The organism is Rhodocytophaga rosea, from assembly GCF_010119975.1.
Classification (GTDB): Bacteria; Bacteroidota; Bacteroidia; order Cytophagales; family 172606-1; genus Rhodocytophaga; species Rhodocytophaga rosea.
This window is the reverse complement of the sequence record NZ_CP048222.1, coordinates 3,013,739-3,038,762: the sequence shown is the minus strand read 5'-3', so window position 1 is coordinate 3,038,762 and position 25,024 is coordinate 3,013,739. Positions and strand designations below refer to the sequence as shown.

At 39.4% G+C, this 25,024-nt stretch carries 26 protein-coding genes and 1 tRNA gene; 12 read left to right on the top strand and 15 right to left on the bottom strand.

Translation table 11 applies throughout. The features are described from left to right. Positions 1 to 53: 53 nt before the first annotated feature. Positions 54 to 1,163, bottom strand: coding sequence for an amidohydrolase family protein (locus tag GXP67_RS12750; protein WP_162443461.1), 1,110 nt, complete (start codon positions 1,161 to 1,163; stop codon positions 54 to 56). A 161-nt stretch (positions 1,164 to 1,324) separates the two neighbouring features. On the opposite strand from GXP67_RS12750, the gene GXP67_RS12745 reads away from it, so the two are divergent. Next, positions 1,325 to 2,026 (top strand): TIGR04283 family arsenosugar biosynthesis glycosyltransferase, encoded by a 702-nt coding sequence (locus GXP67_RS12745; protein ID WP_197901685.1) that lies wholly within the window; start codon positions 1,325 to 1,327, stop codon positions 2,024 to 2,026. 50 nt (positions 2,027 to 2,076) lie between these two features. Here GXP67_RS12745 and GXP67_RS12740 read toward each other — a convergent pair whose 3' ends face one another. Together GXP67_RS12740 and GXP67_RS12735 are read right to left on the bottom strand one after the other, a co-directional pair. Beyond that, complete coding sequence (locus tag GXP67_RS12740) at positions 2,077 to 2,517, bottom strand: PaaI family thioesterase (RefSeq protein WP_162443460.1); 441 nt, start codon at positions 2,515 to 2,517, stop codon at positions 2,077 to 2,079. A gap of 180 nt (positions 2,518 to 2,697) precedes the next feature. Continuing rightward, positions 2,698 to 3,219, bottom strand: coding sequence for a PRC-barrel domain-containing protein (locus GXP67_RS12735; protein ID WP_162443459.1), 522 nt, complete (start codon positions 3,217 to 3,219; stop codon positions 2,698 to 2,700). Between the two features lie 208 nt (positions 3,220 to 3,427). On the opposite strand from GXP67_RS12735, the gene GXP67_RS12730 reads away from it, so the two are divergent. The 3 genes from GXP67_RS12730 to GXP67_RS12720 are packed head-to-tail and all read left to right on the top strand — an operon-like array spanning position 3,428 to position 4,906. Next, a complete protein-coding gene (locus GXP67_RS12730; RefSeq protein ID WP_162443458.1) occupies positions 3,428 to 3,814 on the top strand; it encodes an ExbD/TolR family protein in 387 nt (128 codons plus the stop codon). A gap of 46 nt (positions 3,815 to 3,860) precedes the next feature. Further along, on the top strand, positions 3,861 to 4,292 hold the full coding sequence (locus GXP67_RS12725; protein ID WP_162441276.1) for a helix-turn-helix domain-containing protein: 432 nt from the start codon (positions 3,861 to 3,863) through the stop codon (positions 4,290 to 4,292). A 5-nt stretch (positions 4,293 to 4,297) separates the two neighbouring features. Further along, positions 4,298 to 4,906: an IS630 family transposase gene (locus GXP67_RS12720; protein WP_232064508.1), complete on the top strand. Its 609-nt coding sequence runs from the start codon at positions 4,298 to 4,300 to the stop codon at positions 4,904 to 4,906. A 131-nt stretch (positions 4,907 to 5,037) separates the two neighbouring features. Here GXP67_RS12720 and GXP67_RS12715 read toward each other — a convergent pair whose 3' ends face one another. The 4 genes from GXP67_RS12715 to trhO all read right to left on the bottom strand — a co-directional run bounded on the left by GXP67_RS12715 (position 5,038) and on the right by trhO (position 9,147). Beyond that, on the bottom strand, positions 5,038 to 6,153 hold the full coding sequence (locus tag GXP67_RS12715) for a phosphotransferase enzyme family protein (protein WP_162443457.1): 1,116 nt from the start codon (positions 6,151 to 6,153) through the stop codon (positions 5,038 to 5,040). 40 nt (positions 6,154 to 6,193) lie between these two features. Next, the gene (locus GXP67_RS12710; RefSeq protein WP_162443456.1) at positions 6,194 to 7,096 is read right to left on the bottom strand and encodes a nucleotidyltransferase family protein; all 903 of its coding nucleotides are present in this window, start codon (positions 7,094 to 7,096) and stop codon (positions 6,194 to 6,196) included. A gap of 120 nt (positions 7,097 to 7,216) precedes the next feature. Continuing rightward, positions 7,217 to 8,104, bottom strand: a complete 888-nt coding sequence (locus GXP67_RS12705; protein WP_232065191.1) for a nucleoside phosphorylase — start codon at positions 8,102 to 8,104, stop codon at positions 7,217 to 7,219. Positions 8,105 to 8,202: 98 nt separating this feature from the next. Next, positions 8,203 to 9,147, bottom strand: coding sequence for an oxygen-dependent tRNA uridine(34) hydroxylase TrhO (trhO, locus tag GXP67_RS12700; RefSeq protein WP_162443455.1), 945 nt, complete (start codon positions 9,145 to 9,147; stop codon positions 8,203 to 8,205). A 165-nt stretch (positions 9,148 to 9,312) separates the two neighbouring features. Between trhO and msrB the strand changes: the two genes are divergently transcribed. Beyond that, positions 9,313 to 9,840 carry a peptide-methionine (R)-S-oxide reductase MsrB gene (msrB, locus tag GXP67_RS12695; RefSeq protein ID WP_162443454.1) on the top strand — a complete coding sequence of 176 codons (528 nt, stop codon included), beginning with the start codon at positions 9,313 to 9,315 and terminating at the stop codon, positions 9,838 to 9,840. Positions 9,841 to 9,845: 5 nt separating this feature from the next. On the opposite strand, the gene GXP67_RS12690 is transcribed toward msrB, so the two are convergent. Then, positions 9,846 to 10,409 carry a GNAT family N-acetyltransferase gene (locus GXP67_RS12690; protein WP_162443453.1) on the bottom strand — a complete coding sequence of 188 codons (564 nt, stop codon included), beginning with the start codon at positions 10,407 to 10,409 and terminating at the stop codon, positions 9,846 to 9,848. A 249-nt stretch (positions 10,410 to 10,658) separates the two neighbouring features. Here GXP67_RS12690 and GXP67_RS12685 point away from each other — a divergent pair, with 249 nt between their 5' ends. Beyond that, complete coding sequence (locus GXP67_RS12685; RefSeq protein ID WP_162443452.1) at positions 10,659 to 12,131, top strand: M20/M25/M40 family metallo-hydrolase; 1,473 nt, start codon at positions 10,659 to 10,661, stop codon at positions 12,129 to 12,131. Between the two features lie 128 nt (positions 12,132 to 12,259). Next, positions 12,260 to 12,532 (top strand): hypothetical protein, encoded by a 273-nt coding sequence (locus GXP67_RS12680; protein WP_162443451.1) that lies wholly within the window; start codon positions 12,260 to 12,262, stop codon positions 12,530 to 12,532. Positions 12,533 to 12,730: 198 nt separating this feature from the next. Here GXP67_RS12680 and GXP67_RS12675 read toward each other — a convergent pair whose 3' ends face one another. Beyond that, on the bottom strand, positions 12,731 to 13,822 hold the full coding sequence (locus GXP67_RS12675) for an ISAs1 family transposase (RefSeq protein ID WP_162441340.1): 1,092 nt from the start codon (positions 13,820 to 13,822) through the stop codon (positions 12,731 to 12,733). Positions 13,823 to 14,191: 369 nt separating this feature from the next. Between GXP67_RS12675 and GXP67_RS12670 the strand changes: the two genes are divergently transcribed. Then, positions 14,192 to 16,036: an ABC transporter ATP-binding protein gene (locus GXP67_RS12670; RefSeq protein WP_162443450.1), complete on the top strand. Its 1,845-nt coding sequence runs from the start codon at positions 14,192 to 14,194 to the stop codon at positions 16,034 to 16,036. A 319-nt stretch (positions 16,037 to 16,355) separates the two neighbouring features. On the opposite strand, the gene GXP67_RS38295 is transcribed toward GXP67_RS12670, so the two are convergent. Then, a complete protein-coding gene (locus GXP67_RS38295) occupies positions 16,356 to 16,505 on the bottom strand; it encodes an IS3 family transposase (protein ID WP_394351967.1) in 150 nt (49 codons plus the stop codon). A gap of 162 nt (positions 16,506 to 16,667) precedes the next feature. Here GXP67_RS38295 and GXP67_RS12660 point away from each other — a divergent pair, with 162 nt between their 5' ends. Continuing rightward, positions 16,668 to 17,114, top strand: coding sequence for a hypothetical protein (locus tag GXP67_RS12660; RefSeq protein ID WP_162443448.1), 447 nt, complete (start codon positions 16,668 to 16,670; stop codon positions 17,112 to 17,114). On the opposite strand, the gene GXP67_RS38290 is transcribed toward GXP67_RS12660, so the two are convergent. Then, positions 17,049 to 17,204, bottom strand: coding sequence for an IS3 family transposase (locus tag GXP67_RS38290; protein ID WP_162447903.1), 156 nt, complete (start codon positions 17,202 to 17,204; stop codon positions 17,049 to 17,051). The two genes, GXP67_RS12660 and GXP67_RS38290, sit on opposite strands and share 66 nt — an antisense overlap. Before the next feature lie 626 nt (positions 17,205 to 17,830). Here GXP67_RS38290 and tnpA point away from each other — a divergent pair. Together tnpA and GXP67_RS12640 are read left to right on the top strand one after the other, a co-directional pair. Beyond that, a complete protein-coding gene (gene tnpA / locus GXP67_RS38285; RefSeq protein ID WP_162447902.1) occupies positions 17,831 to 18,118 on the top strand; it encodes an IS200/IS605 family transposase in 288 nt (95 codons plus the stop codon). A gap of 233 nt (positions 18,119 to 18,351) precedes the next feature. Continuing rightward, positions 18,352 to 19,401, top strand: a complete 1,050-nt coding sequence (locus GXP67_RS12640) for an alpha/beta hydrolase family protein (protein WP_162443447.1) — start codon at positions 18,352 to 18,354, stop codon at positions 19,399 to 19,401. 95 nt (positions 19,402 to 19,496) lie between these two features. Here GXP67_RS12640 and GXP67_RS12635 read toward each other — a convergent pair whose 3' ends face one another. Both GXP67_RS12635 and GXP67_RS12630 read right to left on the bottom strand, forming a co-directional pair. Next, positions 19,497 to 20,735, bottom strand: a complete 1,239-nt coding sequence (locus tag GXP67_RS12635) for a M16 family metallopeptidase (RefSeq protein ID WP_162443446.1) — start codon at positions 20,733 to 20,735, stop codon at positions 19,497 to 19,499. A gap of 152 nt (positions 20,736 to 20,887) precedes the next feature. After that, on the bottom strand, positions 20,888 to 22,042 hold the full coding sequence (locus GXP67_RS12630) for a zinc-dependent alcohol dehydrogenase (RefSeq protein ID WP_162443445.1): 1,155 nt from the start codon (positions 22,040 to 22,042) through the stop codon (positions 20,888 to 20,890). Positions 22,043 to 22,260: 218 nt separating this feature from the next. On the opposite strand from GXP67_RS12630, the gene GXP67_RS12625 reads away from it, so the two are divergent. Continuing rightward, a tRNA-Arg gene (locus GXP67_RS12625) sits at positions 22,261 to 22,334 on the top strand. Between the two features lie 97 nt (positions 22,335 to 22,431). Here the strand turns inward: GXP67_RS12625 and GXP67_RS12620 are convergent. Both GXP67_RS12620 and GXP67_RS12615 read right to left on the bottom strand, forming a co-directional pair. Next, positions 22,432 to 23,649: a hypothetical protein gene (locus GXP67_RS12620; RefSeq protein WP_162443444.1), complete on the bottom strand. Its 1,218-nt coding sequence runs from the start codon at positions 23,647 to 23,649 to the stop codon at positions 22,432 to 22,434. Between the two features lie 270 nt (positions 23,650 to 23,919). Further along, positions 23,920 to 24,924, bottom strand: coding sequence for an HNH endonuclease (locus tag GXP67_RS12615; protein ID WP_162443443.1), 1,005 nt, complete (start codon positions 24,922 to 24,924; stop codon positions 23,920 to 23,922). Positions 24,925 to 25,024: the final 100 nt, after the last annotated feature.

Here is a 25,024-nt window from a genome sequence, read left to right as displayed (position 1 = left end):
ATATTCATTGGTCGGGTTTCATTAAGAGCTAAATGACAACCGACCAATGCCCACTACGACGTAAAACCACTGGCATCTATACCTGGAACAATGCGGAGGGCATTTTTGTAATAGATTTTCTTCAGTACTTCATCGGGCAGTTCCAGTCCGTACATTTTCCAGAAAGCATGCCGTTTGCGGTAATAATCAAAATATTCATCGCCGGTTTCGAGTACCCGGAAATACACATGATATTCAGCCGCATTCCAGGCATCTTTTCCAAACAATACTCTGTCCTGGTATTTGATCATCCACTGGCGGGCAAATTTGGGTTGTCTGCCTAGTTCAGCCAGCACTGCACCAATCTCAGTGTACATATTAGGCAACTGATCCATTAGTTTCCCCAGTTCTTCCAGATTGCCACCCAGCCAGCCTAAATGGGCATTGATAAAAATAGTTTTCGGATGTTTGGCAAACATACGGTGCTGTTCCGACATCACCTGTTCCCACGAAGGATATTGTTTAGGTGGTCTTGCCCTGGTAGGAAACTGTTTCAGTTCCAGCCAGCGTTCGTTGTTCTTATCAATGGGATCGAAAAATTGCTTAGGTTCGCCGGAATGGATAAGCACCGGAATGTTGAGTTCAGCGCACTTCTGCCAGATAGCATCCAGGCGAGGATCATCTACTGGCATGCGGTTGCCATTTTTATATTTCACTGTTAAGCCTAAGCTTTTGAAAATTTTTAGTCCTTGTGCGCCATTCTTTACGTCTTTTTCGAGTTGTTCGGCTGCTTTCCGGCCAAATTCCGGGTCATCTATTGTGGTAAAATCTATATTAGCAAACAGGATAAAGCGCTGCGGATAATTTCCTTTCATGTTCTGAAGACCCTTCTGAAACTTTTCACCCTGGCCACCGCTTAGATTAACCATCGTCCGCAGATTAATACCATCCATTTCTTTTACCAGCTTATCCAGGTCTTCCTTTGCCATTTCGCCGTTCTGGTGATTGTGTATATCAATAAACGGATACTTAGCCCTGGTAACCGGATGTTCCGGAACAACCAGGGAAGATTTCGGCTCATATTCTTCAAAGCTCATTTGCTGCCCCCGGCAGGAACCTACAAGCAGACAAACCAGTAGAAGACATAGCACTTTTATAGCAGCAATCCGGCGATAATAACGCATATAAACAGGAATATAAAAAGGTGAACGAACCTGTAAGTTGTTAAAAAGTATGCTTCTTGTCAATGGGGAAAGGGTAGCCGGAAAATAAAACGGGTAAGTGGCTGAAATAAAAGCCAGGAAATACATATGTTGATCAACAGAGAATTTTTGCAGGCCAGTCTATGAAAATGAGCATCATTATTCCGGTTTTTAATGAATCAGGAACGATTGAAAAATTGATTTTTTATTTAGCAGATTGTATCAAGGACTACCCGGAGTGTGAGATCATTGTTTCTGATGGAAACAGTACGGATGATACCTTTACTATTGCTGAGCAGGCTGGCGCCAAAGTGATCCGTTCGATCAGAAAAGGCAGGGCAGCGCAGATGAATGCAGGGGCTTTGGTGGCTTCCGGAGAGATATTGTACTTTTTGCATGCTGATTCGTTTCCGCCAGCTGGCTTCTATGAAGAAATTATCAAGGCAGTTAAAGATGGCTACGGGAGTGGTTGTTACCAGCTGGCTTTCGATTATGCACACTGGTTTTTGAGGGCTAATGCGTGGTTTACCAGATTTAATATGAATGCCATCCGTTTCGGCGATCAGAGTTTATTTGTGCAGAAGGAAATATTTGTAAAAGCTGGTGGTTTCGATGAAAGTCTGGTTATTATGGAAGACCAGGAAATTATTGCAAGAATAAAAAAGTTAGGCCGTTTTATTGTATTGCCGGGAGCCATCACTACTTCTGCCAGAAAATATCTGGAGAATGGTATTTATAAACTGCAAGGCATATTTTTCCTGATCTACTTCCTTTACAAACTTGGGGTGGATCAAAAAAAATTAGTTAATCTCTACAGAAAGTTGATCCGCCAGCAAAAGGTTTAAAATCCGGTCAGTAGCCATAGATCAAAAGTATATCGATGTATTTCCTATAATTATTGACTTACTTTCGTCTGGGTGTAAAGCAGATTGGAAGTACCTCTGGCCAGTAGCTTTCCATTCGCATTTCGTACTTCACATTCCGCATTTACCATTGTTTTTCCGGCCCGGATGATTCTGGTCTTTGCTATTATTACCTCACCCTGCCGGGCACTTGCCAGAAAATCAATCACTAAGTTTACAGACGTGTAAAAATTTTCCTGTCCCAGGCTAAATGTAGTGGTTCCGATGGCATCGTCAATAATAGCAGCTATAGCGCCCCCATGCAAAATGCCCATCGGGTTAGTCATCTCTTCGCGTACTGTAAATTCTATGGCTAGTTGCCCTTCTTCAGCCTCTCTTAGTATACCCTGTAGCCATCTGGCTAAGGGAGAAGGGCTTTTATGCAAAGGCTGATGGAGTTGTGATTGTAAGAATGCTAAAACCTGGTTTGGCATACGTGTTTAGTATATGAATGTGCCAGCAAATGAAAAGATTTATTGCAGATTTAACAATGGTTAAAAACAGAAATTAGCCAGGAATAAAAGTTTTTAGGTAGATCTGTAGACAATAGTCAATAAAAAATCCTGTATGTACTATACAGGATTTTCAATGTAAACAATCGCAAACAATTATCTTTAAGACTGGGAAGAAGGCCGTCCTTCCAGTTTATCTGTATCAACGTCTTCTACAAAGCGGTTATTGCTTTCAGGTGTGCGTCTGGGGTCGCTGATCTGTGAAGAACCTTCATATTGCTGATGGTCGTTTACTTTGGCTTCTTTGTAAACCGCGTCTGTTGTATCAAAATTTAGATTTTTCTCCCAGTACGCAGGTACACCGTAATACTGGAAAATATCTGTTAATTTTTTATAATCCGTTACATCGCTGGCGTCGGCAGCAGGCGCATCTTCGAGGATTTTTTTATCAATGCTGATCTGAAAATCAAAGGTATTGGGGTTCATCTGCAAAGCTTCCCAGGGAATGAGCCGGGAAGTATTTCCCATGCCTAATACTCCACCATAGGAAAGCACTGCCATGGCTATTTTGCCATTGGCCGGGTCTACCAGCAGGTCAGTAATATGTCCATAAGGTTCGCCTAATTTATCGGTTACCTTTCCGGAAATCATCTTACTGGAAGGTGTTAAATTTATAATATTCATAGTGGCTCAGGTTTAAAATGGTTCCAGTCTCAACGCTGGTATTATATTCAGGTATGTACGGATAAACAAGGGTGGAGGTTGACTGATAAACAATATCAGCTATTTGTTAATGGGTATGTGGGCTTATCTGTTTCTGCCTGAATAGCAGCTTAAGATATAGACTTATGGAAAGCAGATATTCTATGCATCATAAGTAAAAATTATACCTATGAAACCAATTTTTTCTAAGTCTCGGGCTTCTTTGCAATATACCTATTCAGGAGTTCCATATTCTTATATCCTGTTTTTATTAGTATTCTTCTTCATTATTTCTTTTGCTACTTTAAGGGATAGGGCTCAACTTGTAAAAATAGAATTGCCAGATTCAACTGCTTCTACCATTACATTAACACATGAGGAGATCAAAACGTACGACTATCCCTGGATTTACGTAGGAAGGCCTTTAGACCCTATCGTATGTTTTCCCTTTACCAAACCTCAGATACAGGTAGGTGATGTTTTGATTCCCATTGAACAAATACCCCAATATCTTTCAGATTATCAATTTCGTTGTCCGCCAGTAAAAAAAATAGCATACTTGAAGATTGATAAGTAAGAGTACACAATTAAGTATAAGATTTTGGCAAATTGTATCTTTGCTTATGCGTTATATCAAGAAGATTACAGACAAGCAAAAACAAGACTTAGAGAAGATTCATAAAGATAGTAAAAGTTATCAGGAACGTAACCGTTGCCAATGTATACTGTTATCCAATCAAGGCTATCAAGTACAGAAGTTAGCAAGCATTTTTCAAGTAAGTCAGTTAAGTATTTATAAGTGGTTTGATCGCTTTGAGAAAACAGGTGTGGTAGGGTTAAAGAACCAAAAAGGGAAAGGCAGAAAACCCATCCTTACTACCAGTAATGCTACCCATGTTGAAGTAGTGGAAAATAGCATAGAGAAAGAAAAACAACAACTTAAATTAGCTAAGCGAGAGATAGAAGCTAAATTAGGCACGGCTATGAGTGAGATGACCTTGAAGCGGTTTTTAAAAAAATTGACTACCGATGGAAACGTTTCCGTAAATGGATAAAGCCATTGCAAAACAAAGAAGCATATGAGCAGAAAGTCAAGCGATTACATGCTTTGCTTTATTTGGCACAGACAGGCAGTATAGATTTATATTTTGGAGACGAATCAGGGTTTTGCCTTACCCCTTGTGTACCTTATGGATGGATCAAAAAAGGCGAACACGCCCCTATTTTATCCCAAAGAAGTACAAGGATAAATGTATTTGGCTTGTTAAGTACAAATAATGAGTTGCTTACTTATCAGAAAAGTGGGAGTCTAAACGCTGACTTTATCATTGAATGTGTAGAGGCCTTCTCAACATCTATTTCCAAGTTTACTGTCATAGTCTTAGACAACGCCTCCTGGCATACATGTGGCCTATGGGAAGTCAAAAAAGAAGAATGGGAACAGAAAGGATTATACATCTTTTTGCTGCCTAAGTATAGTCCTCATCTTAACAGGATCGAACGATTTTGGAAGCAGGTGAAATATCATTGGCTCAAAGCCGAAGACTATCTGTCTGTAGAAGCGCTTAAGGAGGCACTTTATACCATCTTTTCAGGATTGGGTACTTACTTTAAACTTGATTTTAAAAAACTTGAAGTAGATGAAAATATTATACTTAATTGTGTTTAATTACTTAGCTATACCAAAATGGATGTAGTCTATTCAATCCGGGATCAGATAAGAGAATCTGGATTTCGTAGAATTTGCTATGTAGTAAACTGAGTTGAATTTTATCTGCCATATCTCATAACTACAAATGACTACTGGTCATTGATTAATGACTGTACAATGTCTTGCATATCTGTATATTTAAGTTCCATCCGGCTGAGCAGCCTGAATTGTGCCCTGGAACGTTGAAGATTATGTTCCGGAAAATGGATTTTATAATACACATCCCCATTTATATAATCGGTCAGGAAGCGCAGGCCCATGAGAAAGGTGAGTAACTTGCATCCAAAAGCCAGTGATTTAATTTCTTCTTCATTCAGAAATAAATGCGTTTCTTCCAGATATCCTTTTACATAGGCTTTATAAAAAGGCAGGTTAAACTCAATTTTACTGAGATCTTTTTCATCTTCTGCGGCGGTGCTGGCAATAGTCCGGATGGAATCGCCAAAGTCGTAGGCTGCATATCCGGGCATAATGGTATCCAGGTCAATTACACACAGCGCCTGGTCGTTTTCATCCAGCAATACATTATTGAACTTGGTATCATTATGAGTAATACGTAAGGGAATTTTGCCAGCTTGTCCTAATCGGAGTATTTCTTTCATTTCTTCGGCTCTCTGCCTGACAAATGCAACTTCTTCCTGTACCTGATCGAGCCGCTTTGCCCGGTTTTCATCAATGGCTTGCTGGAACTGGTTCAGGCGATGTTTTACATTGTGAAAATCAGGAATAGTTTCGTGCATCGAACCTACTGGCATGTCGGCCAGAAAAGACTGAAATTTGCCAAATGCTTTACCTGCCTGATAGGCTTGTTGTGTAGTTTGTACTTGGTCGTAACTTCTGGCATTTTTGATAAACAGGAATACCCGCCAGTAATTTCCATCCTGTTCCAGATAGTTTTTTCCATCGTGTATGGGCACTAGCGTGAGAACCTGCCGTGAAATATCTGCTCCTGGTATAGCATGCAATTTTTGCCGGATATGCTCTATCACCCGTTCCATATTGGACATTAGCTCAGGTACTTGCCGGAAAACCTGGTGATTGATGCGTTGCAATAAATAATCTGGCTGTAAAGTATCAGTATTTTGCAAACGGAATGTATCATGAATGTGGCCAGAACCATACGGAAGAACGGTTTGTATACTTCCGCTGATCCGGAATTGCTGAATGATCTGAGGTAAATTATAATTGCCGGTAGGTGTTTTCATGCAAGCAATATACTGAGCATACGTGAGAAAAATACAAGCATTAGACCCACAGTTTTTCCGGGTATACTCCGGTATCAATAAGTTCTCTGAGCCGGCTCCTCACGGTTTGTTTGTCTTCCGGATAGGTAACGCCAAACCATTTTTCCGGGCTGATACATACTTTTACTTTTGCCGTTCCGGTATTTACCAGGAAATTTACTGCTTCAGGTAGATAGAATTCTGCTTTCAGGTTATTGGCATTTTTCCGGAGAAAATCCTTTAACTGAGTTTCCAGATGGCCAAAAATATCAGGTGTAAATCCATACAAGTTCATCGACACATTTTCATTTCCTGAAAGCGGCAGGAGTTGCCCTTCTGCGTCTTTGTAAAATATTCCTTTATCGTTGGCAGCAATTTGAGTTCGTTCGGTTACACTTTTCAGATATCCTTGTGCATCTATTTCGCAAATTCCTCTGGATACGAATCCATGTTCAGATAAAGTATGGTTCAGCGGATAAGCGATCATGCAGTATTGACCCGGTACTTCCATCTTTCTTAATTCTTCTGCCATAAGCCGGAACGATTGGCGGCCATAAAAATCATCGCCATTGATCACAGCGAATGGCTCTTGTATGCTGGAAGCTGATACCCATACAGCATGTGCCGTTCCCCAGGGTTTAACCCGGTCTGCTGGCACCATATAGCCTTCCGGAAGGCGGTCAAGTTCCTGCAATACATAGCTTACCTGTATCTTACCGGATAACTTCTGAAAATAGGTTTCTTCAAAGTCTTTCAGTAGTGCCTGCCGGATCACAAATACTACCTTCCCAAAGCCTTCTCGAATGGCATCGTATAGAGAATAATCAATAATAGTTTCGCCTCCCGGACCGAAAGTGTCTAACTGTTTAAGGCTTCCATAGCGGCTTCCCATTCCAGCAGCCATTATTAGTAAGGTTGGTTGCATCCTCGAGTATTGTTGGTTGATTGTTATTGATTGTTGGTAAATATGCGTAATTCGATGATGTACGTGAACACTTAATAGGATATTCTTCTAGATAAGAGAACTACAGCCCACATACTTTCATCATAGCCGCTCCAGTACTTTTTTTATCAGCGCATCAATAGTTTTTTCCGCATCCTTAGAAAACTGGTTAGTGATCCGGTTGGCTACAATCGCATTGAGTGATAGCATCTGGTGGCCCATCAAACGGCCCAGGGCGTAATAACCAGCCGTTTCCATCTCAAAGTTGGTAAGCCAGAAATCATGCTCATGAAAATGATTTAATTCATTGATGAGATTACCTATTTTCGGTTCAAACCTTAATCTACGGCCTTGAGGTGCATAAAACCCAGGACAGGTAACTGCATTTCCTTCGATCATATCAGCAGCAAACTGGGTTTTCAGTTCTGCAGAGCCGCTTACGCAATAGGGCTGAAAGGGCAAATTCAGTTTCTTCTGTAAACTGCTGGTAATCCTGTTTTCCTGCTCAGATTGAGGCAGGTGATAAAAGCACATCAGCGTATCCAGGCCAACGGCCGCTTTATTCACAACATGGCTGTCTATAGGAATATCGCCCTGCAAACTGCCAGAAGTGCCAATACGGATAATATTAAGCGATTTTTGTTTCTCTTTCAGCCTGCGTTTCTTCAAATCAATGTTCACCAGCGCATCCAGTTCGGTCATCAGAATTTCCACATTATCCGTCCCCATACCAGAAGATATCACCGTCACCCGCTTATTATTGATTTTACCAGTCTGAGTAATAAACTCCCGCTTGTTCATCTCAAAATCAATATCATCGAAATACTGGGTAATTTTATGAACCCGGCCAGGATCGCCTACGGTAATAATGGTATCAGCAATATGTTCCGGCTGTAAATTCAGGTGATATACACTGCTGTCCTTATTGAGGATCAATTCCGATTCCGGAATGATGTTCATAGGTTCGGCAGAACTTGAAAATAGCTTCATGCGAATGAGTTATAACAGACGTAATAGATTGAACAGACAAGGGCAGGAGAGAAGCTATATTCTCGAAATTACAATTTCTCTCTGTATTTATATTTACATCATTTACTTCTGATCAGCCCTTTGTAGGGATTATAGCCGTTCGTTTGTTTTTGATAATAACCAGTGCCATCATAGGGCCTTTTTTCCGGGTGTTCTTTGCAATCCTCCGAGCAGGCACCTTCCATTTTCCAGCCGCAGTTTTCGCATACAGGAATATGGTTATTACACACTGGATTGGCACAATTGATCATCCGGTCACATTCCGTATCACACATATAGCAGCGGGAAATAACAGCCGGATTCACCTTGTTAATATCTACTACAATGCGGTTGTCGAATACATAGCATTTGCCCTCAAAATCTTCCCCACCAGCTTCCAGGCCATACTTGATAATTCCGCCATGCAACTGGTATACAGTTGAGAAGCCTTTTTCCAGCAGAAATGCACTTGCCTTTTCACATTTAATGCCTCCGGTGCAGTAGGTGATTATTTTCTTATCTTTATATTTCTCCAGTTCCTGTACTTTCTCCGGAAAATCACGGAAGTTTTCTATATCCAGGGTAACGGCATTTTTAAACTTGCCTATCTGATGTTCGTAATTAGAACGTACGTCCAGCAATACCACATCTTCGGAATCTTTCATCTGCTTAAATTCCTCAGGTTCCACATACTTTCCGGTGTTCTCCTGCGGACGAATGTGCTGTAAGCCGGAGTGTACAATTTCAGATTTTACCCGTACATGCAATTTTTGAAAAGCATGCGTATCGTGGGTTTCCACTTTAAATTCCGTATGGGAAAACCTGGGGTCAGCTTTCAGGTCATGCATATACTTTTCGCAATCTTCCCTAAGACCTGAAACGGTTCCATTCAGTCCTTCTTGTGCCACAATGATGCGGCCTAAAATTCCGTTTTCCAGACAATAAACGTGGTGTGCTTCCCTGAACTGTTCAGGATCTTCTATGTGCGTATAGCAATAGTAAAGTAAAATACTGTATTTTTTCATGACTACTAACCTAAGCTTAGTTTCAGACTAAGTGTTACGTATAATAATTATAAGATCAATAAAATAAATGGCCTGCAAAGATACTAAATAAACCGAACAGCTTTTATAATCGTAGGTTTTCCAGAACTATTTTTCAATCAAAATGTTATATAAATAAAGCTGTATATGAATAAGTCACTTCTTATCAATGGTCTTCTGATTGTTTTCCTTTTTGTTTTTAGCTTTTTCATCTTTAGCTCCAGGACTCGTTCAAGTCAGTCTGCTGAAACTGTAGCTATGCCCGGTGATACTACTGGCAAAGTAATAAAGACTAAAGAACAATGGAAAGCACAATTAGGTGAGCAAGCCTATTATGTATTACGGGAGAAAGGGACCGAACGGGCGTTTACCGGAAAATACCATAACTTTAAAGGGAAAGGTACATACGTATGTGCTGCATGCGGGAACCCTCTATTCTCTTCTAAAACCAAATTTGAATCTGGTACCGGATGGCCGAGTTTTTATCAGCCTTTAGAGAAAAAGAGCGTGCGTGAGATTTCAGATCGAACTTACGGTATGGTGCGTATAGAAGTGGTTTGCAGCCGCTGCGATGGCCATTTAGGACACGTATTTGAAGATGGTCCGGCACCAACCGGTTTGCGGTATTGTATGAACTCAGTTTCCCTGGCTTTTCAGCCGGAGAAGGAGAAATAAGTCTATTAGCTCATTGCATGCCAGTCACGGCGGGAGAGGCTGTAAATAATAATGTTCACATACTGGTCATGCAGGCGGAGGTAATCCCGCAAGGTGCCCTCTTCTTTAAACTGCAAGCGCTGTGGTATTGCCCTGCTTTTAAGGTTCTGGTCGGCACACAGGATTTCAATTTTATTAAGCATTAATTCTCCAAAACCGTATTCTATCAATACACGGCAGGATTCTGTAATGATTCCTTTTCCGCGGTAATTTCTGGCCAGCCAGTAGCCGATGGCCGCTTTCCGAGTGTGGAGATTGATTTCATTAAAGCCGATACACCCAACCAGCTTTTGCCCGTGCCAGATACCGGCAATCATGTTTTCATTCCGCTTGTTTTTGCGCAGGCTTTCTTCTATAAATGCCCTGGAATCGGTTACCGAACGGGTAGATTCTACCCAGGGTAGCCACTGGCTCAATTCTGTTTTATTCGCTTCAATGGTCGTAAATAAGGCTGAAGCATCCTTTGATTCCAGTAACTTAAGGAAATATCCGCCGGGCATAGACCGGTAAAAAATACTTGCTTCAATCATTCTGCGTGAATATTTCTTTTTACTGTGAATGTGTTGTAACTTACGGCAATTTCACAAGCTACTAAAAATCACCATCAAGTTAACGATTTATGTGCATCAGGTAATACATCCTGTATGGTTATTACATAAATGCCAGTTCATAGCAGTGTTCAATGCTTATCCAATGGATTTATATATCTATTTTTGAAAGCTTTGCCTGTCGAATCCTATATTTGTCACCTATACTGTACTTACTCAGGAAGCACCTACATGAAAAAACTCTACGTATCTACATTCATTTTTATTGGCTTTTCTTTCCTGTCGGCATACCGAAAGGCAAACGATGATGTGGGGGCTGTATTTAAACGTATCAATGGGGAAGTATTGCAAAGCTCGAATGCCTACTTAACCTTACAAAAAGCTACTTCTACTATCGGGCACCGGCTTACAGGAAGTGCAAACGGAGAGAAAGCAGAAGAATTCACCTTTAATGAGTTTAAAAGTTATGGATTTACGAACGTAAAATACCAGCCTTTTGAGGTAGAAGCCTGGTCGAGAGATACGGTTTCCTTAGAGATTGTGCCTCGAAGCAGCGATAATTTTAAGCAAGTAAAAGTAGTTTCCCTGGCACATTCGCCGGTAAATGCTTCCCTGAAAGGATTGATCATAGATGTTGGCAACGGCCTTGAAAGCGATTTTGAGAAAGTAAAAGATGCTGTGAAAGGGAAAATTGCTCTGATGAACATTGGCATTTCGCCGCCGAATAAGGAATTGAAGAATTTGCACCGTTCTGAAAAAACGGCATTGGCTATTAAGTATGGCGCAACAGGTGTTATTATTATTAATCAGGTAAAAGGTGGCGTATTACTTACTGGGACAGCTTCTGTAACCGGACAATTAATCTCTATTCCGGCTGTGTGTATCTCTCTGGAAGACGGCGAAATGATTCGCCATTGGATGCAGGAAGAAAAGAAGCTGGAAGCCCACATTGCGATGCGTAACAAAAGCGCAATGATTAAAGCCCGGAATGTGATTGCTACTTTAAAAGGCTCAGGGTTAGCTAAAGAAAAGATCATCATCGGCGGCCACCTGGATTCCTGGGACCTGGCTACTGGCGCTATTGATAATGGGATTGGTTCTTTTGCTGTACTGGAAATCGCCAGAGTTTTTAAGGCTTTAAACCTGAAACCAAAACGTACTATAGAGTTTGTGATGTTTATGGGCGAAGAACAAGGCTTGCTAGGCTCTAAAGCCATGCTCGATAAAATGGTTAAGAATAAATCGATTAACCGGGTACGGTATATGGCCAACCTGGATATGAGTGGTAATCCCATTGGTTTTAATGTATCTGGCCGGGAAGAAATGGTTTCTCTCTTCACAGAGATTGGCAGGCAAATTCAGCAAATAGATACAGCCTTCAAGAATACTGTTAACAACCGGGTAGGTTTACATAGCGATCACCAGGGATTTTTGCTGGAAGGAGTTCCGGTAATGGCACCAGTGAGCAATCTCGATCCATCTATTTATCAGTGTTACCATGCCGATTGCGACGATTTTAAGCTCGTGAATAAAGCCCATCTGGATAATACAGTCCGGTTTACCGCCATGATGTTGTATGCTTTAGCCAATGCCAGTGAAATTCCCGCTAAACGCATGACGCATGAGCAGACCAGAGATTTTCTCATTAAGCAAGGATTGAAGCAGGAACTGGTGATTGCCGGTAACTGGAAGTGGAAGGAGTAATCTTTATTATAGACTCTTCTCAAGGTTTTGAAAAGAATTGCTTTTACAAATAGCAAATGATTTTTACTTGGTTGATATTATATAGTTCGCTATTTCACATTAATCTAATAGATTATGATAACTCTTTCTTGAGAGAAAATAAGCCAATTCTAAGCATTGAGTTAGTTGCCGAAAAAGATACACTTATATTTTCAGAACCAATCAATCTTATTGCCATCTTAAAAAACACCAGCAATAAAACCATCTATGTTCCTCATAATTTTTCAGTAACAAGTAATCTGCTCCCTAATGGTCTATCAGATAAAATCTATGATGGAGCAATAATCAATTTCGATATTCAACCTGTTTCCATATGGACTAAACTCTATATAGAAAATGTAATTGTGACTGAGCCACAGTAGTTTATTAAGTTAAAGCCAGGAAAAAGCCATGAATTTAGATTCAATTTTGGGCTACATATAAAAAGAATTGAAGATCTAAAAGAAGATAGTATATCAATTCAGACAGGAAAAACTTATCAAATACAGGCTCGATACGAAAATAATTGGCAATATAAAAAATGGGAAAGGCTATCTTTTATAGGGTTTCCGCACTAAATATTAAGTTTTAAGAATAGCTAACAGGAAATTAGTGTCTCTGTTAGCTTTTTTTCTTTTCCGTTTGACACTCACGCAAGAAGGCTCTTTTTTGAGCAGATGCAAAGACCACTTTCTAATCAGATGCAGATTGATGGGTCCTTTATCTTTCCTGACTTTAGCCTCATCTTCCCTAAAGGTAACATCTAGTTGCCAATGCAAGCCATTCTCTATCGCCCAATGGCCTCTTATGTAGCGGCTGTACAAGGCAGGGTCTGTATCTGTTAAACTGCTTATATAGAACAGGGTTTGTTCTTGCTTTTTGCCTGCTATAATGCGTTTTCTTTCTACCATGACTAAAGTATGTAAGTCCTGCCATTTTTCCTTTTCCTCTACCAAATCAATGCATTGAGCAATATATACCCTACGTTCTTCTCCTCTGCCATGGGCTTTATCTAGTTGCTGATTAAAAGCGAGAGCAGACTTATTGATTTGCATAAAATGGGCTACCTGCTCATAGAGTACACCTTGATTAGCCTTTAGGGCAATCACATAATGGGCTTGCTTATCCCTGATCTTTTCTACAATTGCCTGCTGACAAGCAATAGCATCTATAGTAATGATACTACCTTTGCAATCAAGGGTATCTAATAAAGCAGGAATAGTTGTAATCTCATTACTCTTGGCTTCTACGGCTACTTGTCCAAAGCTTAAGCTATGTTCCTCTACCCATACATTGACCATACGAACCAAAGCATGCTTTTTGCCTGCAGGTATAGTACCTCTCAATTCTTTGCCATCTATACATACCTGCTTGCCTGCTAAGGAGAAGCCAGCTACACACGCTTTGAAGCATTGCTCCAAACTATGGCTATCCAGGTGTCTGATCACCCGATTTAAAGTGTCAGCAGAAGGTATACCATTAACAAAACTTAATCCTAGTTCTTGCTGCAGAAACGCTGTATTATCTTTGCCATAATCTGCTATCTCGTCAAAGTCATCACAATCGGCTATTACCCCACATAAAACTAAGCCTAAAATATCTGCTAATAGATGTAAGCAGCGGCCTTGCACCCGAAAATCAGCTACTTTGTTTAGTATCTTTTTAAGTTCCATGCACAAAGTTAGCCCCTCTTTCCTTTTTCTCTATCTTTGGTGCGGAAACCCTATATCTTTTATAGGAAGCGTACAGTCAAATCAAATTACCATATTCTTAAAAAAAGATTGAAAATCTTAAAATTACAATAACATATTCAAGCAGGAAAATTAGCAGAATCGCATAATTTGTAAGTGATTCAATGCTTATTAAAACGTTATGGTATTTTTTATATCAATCATACATCTTTAAATATCTGAATGAAGAGTACTATTTTGTAATCCTTTTTTTAATATTTATTTTACCTGGGTGAAATAGCCGGAAGTTAAATGGAAGAAAAGTTTGCAGGCTGTTTTCCAAGCATTTATTACTTAAATACTAACATATCCATGTCAGTAAAACCGTCCGATAAGGAATATATTCTGGAAGTAAACAATTTAAAAACCTATTTCAGTACTGATTCCGGGGAAGTAAAAGCCGTAGATGATATTAGCTTTAATTTGCAAAAAGGCGAAACCATTGGGATTGTAGGGGAATCTGGTTCTGGCAAATCGGTTACATCTCTTTCCTTAATGCGCCTCATCAAAGATCCTCCCGGAAGGATAGCTGGAGGCGAGATTATTTTCCATTCGCCGGAACACGGTGCGATTGACCTGACTAAACTTTCCAATAAGGAAATGCGGCAGATCCGGGGGAATGAAATTTCTATGGTTTTTCAGGAGCCGATGAGTTCGCTCAATCCGGTGTTTACCTGCGGAGACCAGGTGATGGAGGCTATTCTGCTACATCAGAAGGTAAGCAGGCAGGAAGCAAAAATCCGGACCATAGATCTGTTCAAACAAGTACAATTGCCTCGTCCTGAATCTATTTTTGATAGTTATCCGCATCAAATCTCTGGCGGCCAGAAACAGCGGGTAATGATTGCGATGGCACTTTCCTGTAATCCCTCAATTCTAATCGCCGACGAACCAACAACTGCTTTGGATGTAACCGTGCAGGCAACCATTATTGAACTTCTGCGTGACCTGCGTGACCAGAAAAATACTTCAATTATATTTATTACCCATGACTTAGGAGTAATTGCTGAAATAGCCGACCGGGTAATGGTTATGTACCGGGGTAAAATTGTGGAACAAGGCACAGTTTGGGACATTTTCGCCAATCCGCAGCATCCATATACCAAAGGATTACTTGCCTGCCGTCCCCGTCTGGATATGAAAATGCGGGTGTTGCCGGTAGTTTCTGACTTTATGCACACCGACGAGCAGGGTAAAATGACGGAAAAATCGGAACAGACCCAAAAATATAATTCTGTCGGTGAGGCGATTCTGTTCAATTTTATTGATGAGGATGAGATAAAAGAACGTCAGGAAAATTTGCTGAAACAAGAGCCTATTCTACAGGTGAAAAACCTGAAGATCAGCTTTCCTATCAACAAAACCTTTTTTGGCAAGGTGAAAGATTATGTACATGCCGTAGATGATGTGAGTTTTGATGTATATCCGGGCGAAACAGTGGGTCTGGTAGGAGAATCTGGTTGTGGCAAGACTACTCTGGGCAGAAGTATTCTCCGCCTGATTGAACCCAGCAGCGGAGAAGTTATTTTTGAAAAACGTAAGATTACCGATTACAAAAGCGAAGAGATCCGGCAGTTGCGGAAAGACATGCAGATCATCTTCCAGGACCCGTATTCTTCATTGAATCCACGTATTACGATTGGTGAGGCGATAATGGAACCGATGCGCATACATAAAGTCTTAGGAAATGATGCTGCCAGAAAAAAAAGAGTAATCGAACTGCTGGAAACAGTAAGTCTGAGAGCCGATCATTTTAACCGGTATCCGCATGAGTTTTCCGGTGGGCAGCGGCAGCGGATTTGTATTGCCCGTACATTGGCGCTTAATCCCAAATTCATAATCTGCGACGAATCTGTATCTGCCCTGGATGTATCAGTACAAGCCCAGGTATTAAACTTACTCAACGACCTGAAAGAGCAATTTAACTTTACTTATATTTTTATTTCCCACGATTTGTCGGTAGTAAAATTTATGGCCGACCGCATAATTGTGATGAATAAGGGCAAGATCGAGGAAATAGGCTTTGCAGAAGATATTTATGTAAGTCCGAAAACAGCCTATACCAAAACCCTGGTAAATGCCATTCCGAAAGGTGACCTAGAAGAGATCCGGAAAGCACAGATGAAACGGAGAACAGCCAGAGTGCCAGTGTATTGATTTATTTGTCAACTTTAATTTAGAATAACAAAAACGCATAAGGCACAGGCTTTATGCGTTTTGTTTTATTATGACCGATCAAACGAATGATTCGATTTTTACTATGAAGTTGTTTAGGAAAAAGAAAAAGATTTCCAAAGAAGGGTGATATTGTCTTGCAACGCATAAAATAACACACTCAATGGAAATTTTGGATAAAGATAGCATAGACAGATATATATTAACAAATCTTTCCGTAGCAGAAAGAGGCAAAGTGGACTTCCCTCATAAAAGTGGATAGATGAAAACCTTGGAATTGCAACAATTTACTGGAGGGATTTTAGGCAGCTATTCTTTTTTCTTCTAAATAAAACTGATACTGCAAAGGACTTCTATATCCTAAGGCAGAATGTTTTCTTTTCCTATTATACCATCCCTCAATATATTCAACTATAGCCAGCTTAGCTTGCTGCTTTGTGAGATAATCCATATGGTAGATTAACGCTGTTTTTAACGTTTTGAACAAATTTTCGGCTATCGCAGTATCCCAACGGAGCTCAGACCAAAGCCTGATTTGGGGTCCATTCCCTTTTGGGCTCATGCTTTGCAAAACAGATAAATCATTCAACTGCTTTCTGAAATCTATACATGCATGCAAACCCCATGTCAAGCCATCGTCAGGTTTGCTTGTACCCCTCTGTCAGAGTGGAATAATAAATTTTTACTAACAGGTCTGTTATTAATTGCCATTTTCCGTACAACTATCGTAGTATCCGTAGTTTTCATGGTTTCACTTGGAGTTGAGATCAAATCTGATTTGAGATCGGCCCACTCCACTACTTTTCTTTCAGCTAAGTCTAATATAGCCGGTAGCTATAACCATCCTTTTCTGATAGAAGTGGACTCAATGCAGGCTTTGTCGCAGGTCCGCATCAGACACCCACTTCTGCCCAACTTTCTGTGCAGAAAAATCTCTGTTCAGATGATTTTGGACCACCGTATACAACTACGTTGGCTTGCTTCGGCTCTCACCTCACAAGTGTTCAGAATCTGTGGTCTGCACCCGGTATTTTCTCCTAATGATACTTTTAATGGTTGATTTTTTCATTAACCTGGCTACTGGTGGAGGTGAGACTTGAATGCCCTGTTCGTTTAACGCACTGGTAATTCTAGAGCTGCCATGGACCAGCCAGGAGGGTGAGCCACGGGTCTGCGTTTTTTGCTGTCGTCATATATTCTTTTAATGTCGGTTATTAATTCTTGTTCTTTGGCTGTTGTGGAACTGACAGGGTGTTTGAGGCAGAAATAGTATCCTTACTTTGATCACCTTACACATCTTTTCGATAGGAAATATCTCGCTGTGGGTTTTATAAACCTGAATATGTCCCCTCGCTCCTGGAAAAGATGCCCACCACCTTTTTTGGACCAGCAGACGATGTGAGCATCGGTTCCAGATAGCGCACTTCAATTGGGCATCCTGCAATTCATTTTGTAAGGGTTTTATTTCTAACTGTTCTGTTATAAGGATAGGCTTCTCAATGGGAGTTACATTGCTATCCTGCTCAGTCTGCCGCCACTTACTTAATCTGCCAGGATCTATCCCTGATTCTTAAGCAGCTACCTTAAGTGATCCTTTTGCATAGGATAACTATACGGCCATTTGTTTGAATGCCTCATCAAATACTTGTCTTTTCATAGTGTCAAATTTAATACATTACTAAATCTGCCTATCTTTTCCCTCCAGTTTAAGGTAGCAAGTTCATAGCTTCTGCATACGTTACCTTCTTTTCCTTAACTTAATGTACTGTTTATCAAATATCGGCAGAAAAGAAAGCGCTAAGTGGTATTGTAGCAGAGTGGGTAGAAGAACTACTGCGAGGCATTTGTAAAGAGCATGAAGTAAAGATATTAAAAGGCCATGTATCGAAAGATCATCTAGATTTGTTTGTGTCAGTTCTTCCTCACCTGGCTATAAGTAAGGTAGTGCAATATTTGAAGAGCAAAAGTTTACAGAAGTTGTTATCAGAAAATAAGGATTTGTCAAAAGCTTTTTTGGGGATGGCATATATGCGGTTGGGGCTACTTTGTAGCAACTTTGGGTAATGTAACAGATGAGGTAATTATCGAATACATTCAAAACCAAGATAGCACTGAAACTGAAGATGATTTTACTTTTCCTCAATAACTACCATTGGCTAGAAGCCGAAAGAAAACCCATCGACCTCTAAACGATGGTAGTTTAGTTAGGGAATTTTGGGATCGAATACAAATAAATTAAACCGTGCACGCAACCTATTGGGAAAGCAGTGGCTCCTACTAATAAATCCTCAAAAGCTATGTCTGATTTTCCCTCTAAGGTAGATGCAAAGATCAATCTTACTTTGTTCTTAATTCTGTGCATAAGTTTACTAGTTAGTTCCTGCCAGAAAGATGACTATTTAAAAGGAATAGATACAAATATATTATTTGCTCCGCCAACTCTGGCAGAAATTGAAGCCGTGAAATTAGACTGGCAAAACAGGGATTTAGCTGTGAATAGCTTCCGCATCGAGCAAAAGAGTACTCTTTCAGAGAACGGACCTGTTTTACAGTTTGTCTCATTCCTGGTCAATAACAACCGGGAGTATGGTGCCTTGATTATTCCCAATGCTTCAGTGCCTTTACCTGTGTATTTATTCTTAAATGGCTATAGCAACGATAATCCGGTTAATCAATATACTTTAACCATAAATACTTCTCCAGCAGCCCCCATTCCATTTATCTATGCCATTCCGGCGTTCAGGGGGCAAACACTCATTCTGACTATCAATGGAAAAGAATATTCATCGCCCCCATCTGAAGGACGTCATAGTGATGCCTTTGATGGTGGCACCGATGATGCGATTGCATTTCTAAATGTGATCCAGGCACATTTTCCTCAGGCAGATGCAAACAGCGTGGCCGTAAGAGGAGGGAGCAGAGGGGGCACAGTAGCTTTATTAATGGCAGAGCGGGATAAAAGAGTGAAGCTGGCTGTAGGTGTTGCTTTTCCAACAGCCTTAATTGGGCTTACCGCCAAACATCAGAATGATCCTACCTATAAAAGTCAGTTTCTGCAAGATCTAATGGATGGTTCTAAGTCTGTGACAGAAACCCGACAGAAAATGATTGCCAGTTCACCGCTGTTTTTCTGTGAATCTTTGCCCAAAACGCAAATTCATTTTGGCGCTGAAGATACAATAACGCCAGCCGAGCAAGGAGATTTACTACATAACAGATTAAAAGAATCAGGATTGGAAAGTATATTGGAGTTTTATACTTATCCAGGAAGGTCTCATGCTAATATTGCCAGTGATAACCATGAGTTAACCAACCGCATACAAACATTTCTATCGCAATTATTTTAATTCTTGTTAAAAAAACTGGGATAGAAAGGTTATAGTACTCCAATTATTGAGGTGTTCAGCTAATATATAGAATGGAGAAGCCTGCAATAATAGAATTACATTTTAGCCCGGTAATACATAGTAGAAGAATTGTCTTTCCGCAATACCTCCCGGGCCATGGTTTGTAAACTTTCCGGGGTAATGGCCTGAATATATTCTGATTCCTGGTTTACCTGTTCTGGTTTGCCCAATGAGGCATAAAAAGCAAGGTTCATCGCCCGGTTCAACAGTTCTATTTCCGAAAATACAATCGTAGATTCTGCCTGGTTTTTTACTTTTTCCAGTTCCAGTTCAGGTACTTTCTCTTCTACAATCTGCTGCAAAATGGCATTAATTTCCGCCTCTCCTTTTTCAATAGAAACACCCTGGTTGAGATGCCCCTGAATAACGAGCAAACCTGGTTCTACAGAGCCGCTTATATAAGCATTAATAGAATTGAATAATTTAGCTTCTTTCACCAATGTATCATATAACCTGGAAGATTTGCTGCGGCCCAGAATATCACTCAGCAGATCAGCCGTGTAGTAAGCATCTGAATTTTTGCCTGGTGTATGAAAAACTTTATAAATGCCATCCAGCGGTACATTTGCTTCTACCTCCAGGTATCTGGCTTCTTGTTGCAATGGTTCTGCCGGTAACTGACGGATATAGGGTTTTCCAGCAGGAATTGGCTCAAACCATTTTTTACACAGACTTTTTACCTGTTCTACCGTTACTGGCCCGGCTACAACCATTACGGCATTGGTTGGCAGATAATATTTATAGAAGAAATCTTTTACATCGTCCAGCGTAGCCCGTTCAATATGATTTATATCTTTTCCAATGGTTGCCCAGCGGTAAGGGTGCACTTTATATGCCAGTGGCCGGAGTTTTAACCATACATCTCCATAAGGCTGGTTTAAATACCGCTGCTTAAATTCTTCAATCACTACCTTACGTTGTACTTCCAGCACCTGAGGATCAAAAGATAAGCTTAACATCCGGTCGGATTCCAGCCAGAAAGCTGTTTCCAGATTTACGGCCGGAAGCGTAATATAGTAATTGGTAATATCCGGAGAAGTAAAGGCATTGTTTTCGCCACCCACCCGCTGCAACGGCTCATCATATACCGGAATATGTCTGGAGCCTCCAAACATTAAATGTTCGAATAAATGAGCAAAACCGGTTTTGTTTTCATCCTCATCTCTGGAGCCTACATTATAAAGTATGTTTAAAGCTGCAATAGGCGTGGTATGATCTTCATGTACATATACTTGTAATCCGTTATCTAAGGTAAAATGCTGGTAATGAATCATTGCAGGAAGAAGGGGTTTATTTTGAAGTGAATATAAACTTGTTTTCAATAATATACTATTTATGAGTAAGTAGAGTTCCTTACATGCAAAAACTCACCAACAATAGGTATACAACCTTTTGCTGGTGAGTAATTTTTTGTATGAACGTTGAACTAGGGTTTCAATATTACTTTCAGGCAGTTATCCTCTTTTTTATTAAAGATATCATACATTTTAGAGGCTTCGCTTAAAGGGACTTTGTGGGTAATAATATCATCGAGAACTACTTTGCCATCTTGTACCAGCGTGATCAATTTGTCTATATAACGTTGCACCCAGGCTTGTCCGCCCATCAGTTTAATGCCTTTATCGAACCACTGATGTAGCGGGAAATTATCATAAGGCGTTCCATAGACACCCACTACAGTTACAGTACCTCCCCGGCGGACGGCATCAAAACAATGCTCCAGCACCTTCATAGTGCCTTTTTCCAGTTGAATGACATTTAGGGCTTTTTCTAATACAGAACGATCGGCTTCCATGCCCACCGCATCTACACAAACATCAGCGCCATACCCTTTGGTCATTTCGCGGATGGCTTCAACGGCATCCGCTTCTTTGGCATTAATCGTCTCCACTCTGGCCGATTTACGTGCAATATCCAGGCGGTAGGGTTGAATATCAATACCAATCACCCGTTTAGCACCCTGCAACCATGCTGATTTCATCGCCATGATCCCTACAGGCCCACATCCAAATACCGCTACTGTTTCGCCACCTTTTAATTGTGCCCAGTCAATGGCTGACCAGCCGGTTGGAAAAATGTCGGTCATGAATAAAATCTGATCGTCTGTAAGCGTATCCGGGACTTTACGCGGACCATAATCTGCATAAGGTACCCGCACATATTCTGCCTGGCCGCCATTATACCCTCCATATAGGTCGGTATATCCGAAAAGTGCAGCCCCTTTGCCTTTCAACAAAGCTCCTTCGGGTCCGTAATGCGGATTCGAGTTTTCACAATGCGTAGGTAGTTCCATATCGCAGAAATGGCAATGACCACAGGCAATAGGGAAAGGGACTACTACCCGGTCTCCCTTTTTGATATTTCCAACGCCGGAGCCTACTTCTTCTACAATTCCCATAAATTCATGGCCTAATACCATATTACGTGGCTGCGGAAACATCCCATTATAAATATGCAGGTCAGAACCACAAATAGCGGTAGAAGTAACCCGGATAATGGCATCCCGTTTATCTTCAATGCGTGGATCTTCTACGGTTTCTACACGTACGTCTTTGGGTTTGTGAAATACTAATGCTTTCATAGATGGTTAGATAAGAAGCTAATCCCGCTTCATAGGTTTAGGGTTGATTTAAACAGTAAAGTTTAAGAATGGCTTTATTGATACAAGAGGTCAACGGGGAAATATAGCCTGGGTTACAGCTGCCAAGGGGGATGATAAGCTATTGTGGAAAAAAATGAAGAGAGAGGCCGTAAATGTTTTTATAAATAAAAAGAATCCTTTACTTTTGCATCCATCCTGGACACGTAGCTCAATTGGATAGAGCATCTGACTACGGATCAGAAGGTTTGGGGTTCGACTCCCTACGCGTCCACTGAAATATAAATGTATAAGCCTGTAAATGAGAAATTTACAGGCTTATTTTTTGTTTGGTAGGTACAGATTACGGTACACAATTGTGTTATTTCTTATTATATATTTTGAAGCGGTTCTTTTGAAGTATTAGCTTTTACATTTTCTGATGTTGAATAATTCTTTACAAACGTGTTAAATACGTTATTAGCAAACTTATCGCTAAATCCAACTAAGAAGCTAATAAATAAAATTACTGAACAGGTCCGCTCACTATTCATATCAATTGAGCTTCCGGAAATAACAAAAAGTCCTGCTGTTAACATCATATATACTGCCGCACTTAAAATGATACCTTGAATAGGTCTTGTAATTAACCATCTATGAATACTACCTAGTTCAGCAATTGCTTGTTTATTTAATCTATGGATCATTGCAGCAAAGCTACCAAGTAAGCTCCATAATAATACTGGCCAAGGTATACCAAGTAGAGGCAGTTTTGCTTTATCTAAAGGTAATGGATTAAGATTGTGTCCTTGAAAATAAATAGCGCCTGTAGTAGCCGATAGTAATACTACAATATAAATTGTTACGATAAGGTAAGTGTATTTACGTTTCTCACGATCTTTGATAACGAGTTGTTCAACAACGATACGTTTTCTAACCATATCCATCATTATATTAATCATATTAAGAGTCCGATCACACCAAACTTCAAATTCAGGTTTTGTCCATTCATCGAAATTTAATTTTGAACCTTCCACAATTATGCTATTTAAGTACATTTTTGCTTCATCCTTAAAGTCTTTATGTTCAATCTTATGAATCATATTTTCTACAATAGGAATGCAAAATTCACTTACATGTGCATGGCTACGGAAACGCATTCTTAATCTAGCTATATGAATATCTACTTGAGAATTAACATGGAATATATCATCAAATAAAGATAAACGTTCAGTATTAGATGAAGAGTTATTTATTTTATATTCAGCTTGTTTTAAACTATCTAGAAGCTTGTATAATTGCTTTGTCTCGAAATCTGTAATCTCTTCCTTTTTTATTTTTTTCTTTCGCTTAATAATTTCTTTTCTATCATTTATAGATTCATCACTTATTGGATGAGGTTCGTGCAATAAATCAAATTCATCTGCAGCCTGCTCTATAGGAATAAGTTTATTAATACAATTCCTTAAATCATTAATAGTAGTCAAAGGATCTTTTATACTAATGCTTTCCACACTACTATAATTATCTGACTTACTTGTAGAAGCATACACAACCTTAGATTGTGTTTCCACATTAACAGTTTCTAATATTTCGGCTGGCATGTTCATAAAATTAAACAGGTTATTAAAATATATTATAAAATATAAGAATATTACTCGATTATTTGTTATTTTTCTTAGATAAAGTAAACCATATAATGATAATATTTTTTATAGTTTTCACTCTTTGAATTATCATTCACTAATTGTTTTTTCTATATTATTTGAAAGTAGTTATGAGTAACCTGCTGATGTTAACTTATAATTAAATGCAATAGCCTGTAAATGTGATATTTACAGGCTTATTTTTTGTTTTGTACGTACGTGTGACGGTACACTTTATGTTTTTTTGTATGCTGCTTGCCTCTGTTCAATTATTTTATTTAATCTTTTTAACCTCATATCATGCTCATATAAAGCATTATCATTACTAGTAAGCTTTAAAAGATCTAAAAAATGCAGTCTATGAAGTCTTATAATTACCTTTTTTTCCAATACTTCTCTGCTATTAATTAAATCATAGCAATAAGTTTTTTCAAATTCTGGACCGTTGTATTCATTATTTAAGAGAACAATTACATTATGAACATTAAAAAGTTCAATGTAACAGTAAAGAACTTGATTCTTATAATCACCAACTAAATATAGCAAGTGCGATACTTCATCGCTACCTAATGAATGAATTTTATAATGAGAAGGATAGTAAAATCTAGAAATATAGTTAATTGTATGCTCCCCTTTAATAAATGTTATCGCGTTTGTAACAAGACTTGTATCGACACCGCAATACAAGCAATAATTAACAGCTATTTTACATAGTGCTCTAAAAAAGTCTTTATTTCCAAATCCAACAGTTCCAACCTCTTTTGACAGTTTATTAGAAAAATATTTGACTTCTCCCTCTGGATATTCTGTAAACTCTTTTAAAGAAAAATTAATATAATTTTTACTTTCAAGCTCTTTCTTTTTCTTTTCTACTAATTTGAGCATTTCATCTCTATTTCTTGCAAACAAAACTATGGGTTTTGTCTTACCTGGAGGTGTAAAATAGAGTTTTGAAAAAGGCGATAAATTAGGTCCATAATAGTGACTTTCACCAGATTTTGCCTTTAATTCTACTTTAATATTTTGATTCGGTCTATCCCGTTTTACGTTCAAAAGATCGCTAAAAAGGCCAGTTTGCTCATGTAGTTCTCTATCAATTGTTTCTCCGTAATAGCTGTTACACTTTTGGCAAAGTAGATTGTACGATTTTATTTGACCTCCTAAAGAATTTGGTATAATATGTTCTTCAGACTTATTGGTCTCATTTAATGTAATATTACAATTGTAGCAATTATACATAGGAACACATTATTCAATCAAGATATAGGGTAATCCATGAGATACTCTTCTAATGATTACGCAGGTTGCATAGTTCTGTTTTAGAATTTATTAAGATTAT

What these genes read in the sequence shown, in the direction of transcription:
- GXP67_RS12750 (WP_162443461.1), bottom strand. Translation starts at nt 1,163, where the DNA reads ATGCGTTATTATCGCCGGATTGCTGCTATAAAAGTGCTATGTCTTCTA.
- GXP67_RS12745 (WP_197901685.1), top strand. Translation starts at nt 1,325, where the DNA reads ATGAAAATGAGCATCATTATTCCGGTTTTTAATGAATCAGGAACGATT.
- GXP67_RS12740 (WP_162443460.1), bottom strand. Translation starts at nt 2,517, where the DNA reads ATGCCAAACCAGGTTTTAGCATTCTTACAATCACAACTCCATCAGCCT.
- GXP67_RS12735 (WP_162443459.1), bottom strand. Translation starts at nt 3,219, where the DNA reads ATGAATATTATAAATTTAACACCTTCCAGTAAGATGATTTCCGGAAAG.
- GXP67_RS12730 (WP_162443458.1), top strand. Translation starts at nt 3,428, where the DNA reads ATGAAACCAATTTTTTCTAAGTCTCGGGCTTCTTTGCAATATACCTAT.
- GXP67_RS12725 (WP_162441276.1), top strand. Translation starts at nt 3,861, where the DNA reads ATGCGTTATATCAAGAAGATTACAGACAAGCAAAAACAAGACTTAGAG.
- GXP67_RS12715 (WP_162443457.1), bottom strand. Translation starts at nt 6,153, where the DNA reads ATGAAAACACCTACCGGCAATTATAATTTACCTCAGATCATTCAGCAA.
- GXP67_RS12710 (WP_162443456.1), bottom strand. Translation starts at nt 7,096, where the DNA reads ATGCAACCAACCTTACTAATAATGGCTGCTGGAATGGGAAGCCGCTAT.
- GXP67_RS12705 (WP_232065191.1), bottom strand. Translation starts at nt 8,104, where the DNA reads ATGAAGCTATTTTCAAGTTCTGCCGAACCTATGAACATCATTCCGGAA.
- trhO (WP_162443455.1), bottom strand. Translation starts at nt 9,147, where the DNA reads ATGAAAAAATACAGTATTTTACTTTACTATTGCTATACGCACATAGAA.
- msrB (WP_162443454.1), top strand. Translation starts at nt 9,313, where the DNA reads ATGAATAAGTCACTTCTTATCAATGGTCTTCTGATTGTTTTCCTTTTT.
- GXP67_RS12690 (WP_162443453.1), bottom strand. Translation starts at nt 10,409, where the DNA reads ATGATTGAAGCAAGTATTTTTTACCGGTCTATGCCCGGCGGATATTTC.
- GXP67_RS12685 (WP_162443452.1), top strand. Translation starts at nt 10,659, where the DNA reads ATGAAAAAACTCTACGTATCTACATTCATTTTTATTGGCTTTTCTTTC.
- GXP67_RS12675 (WP_162441340.1), bottom strand. Translation starts at nt 13,822, where the DNA reads ATGGAACTTAAAAAGATACTAAACAAAGTAGCTGATTTTCGGGTGCAA.
- GXP67_RS12670 (WP_162443450.1), top strand. Translation starts at nt 14,192, where the DNA reads ATGTCAGTAAAACCGTCCGATAAGGAATATATTCTGGAAGTAAACAAT.
- GXP67_RS38295 (WP_394351967.1), bottom strand. Translation starts at nt 16,505, where the DNA reads ATGGATTATCTCACAAAGCAGCAAGCTAAGCTGGCTATAGTTGAATAT.
- GXP67_RS12660 (WP_162443448.1), top strand. Translation starts at nt 16,668, where the DNA reads ATGCAAACCCCATGTCAAGCCATCGTCAGGTTTGCTTGTACCCCTCTG.
- GXP67_RS12640 (WP_162443447.1), top strand. Translation starts at nt 18,352, where the DNA reads ATGTCTGATTTTCCCTCTAAGGTAGATGCAAAGATCAATCTTACTTTG.
- GXP67_RS12635 (WP_162443446.1), bottom strand. Translation starts at nt 20,735, where the DNA reads ATGATTCATTACCAGCATTTTACCTTAGATAACGGATTACAAGTATAT.
- GXP67_RS12630 (WP_162443445.1), bottom strand. Translation starts at nt 22,042, where the DNA reads ATGAAAGCATTAGTATTTCACAAACCCAAAGACGTACGTGTAGAAACC.
- GXP67_RS12620 (WP_162443444.1), bottom strand. Translation starts at nt 23,649, where the DNA reads ATGAACATGCCAGCCGAAATATTAGAAACTGTTAATGTGGAAACACAA.
- GXP67_RS12615 (WP_162443443.1), bottom strand. Translation starts at nt 24,924, where the DNA reads ATGTATAATTGCTACAATTGTAATATTACATTAAATGAGACCAATAAG.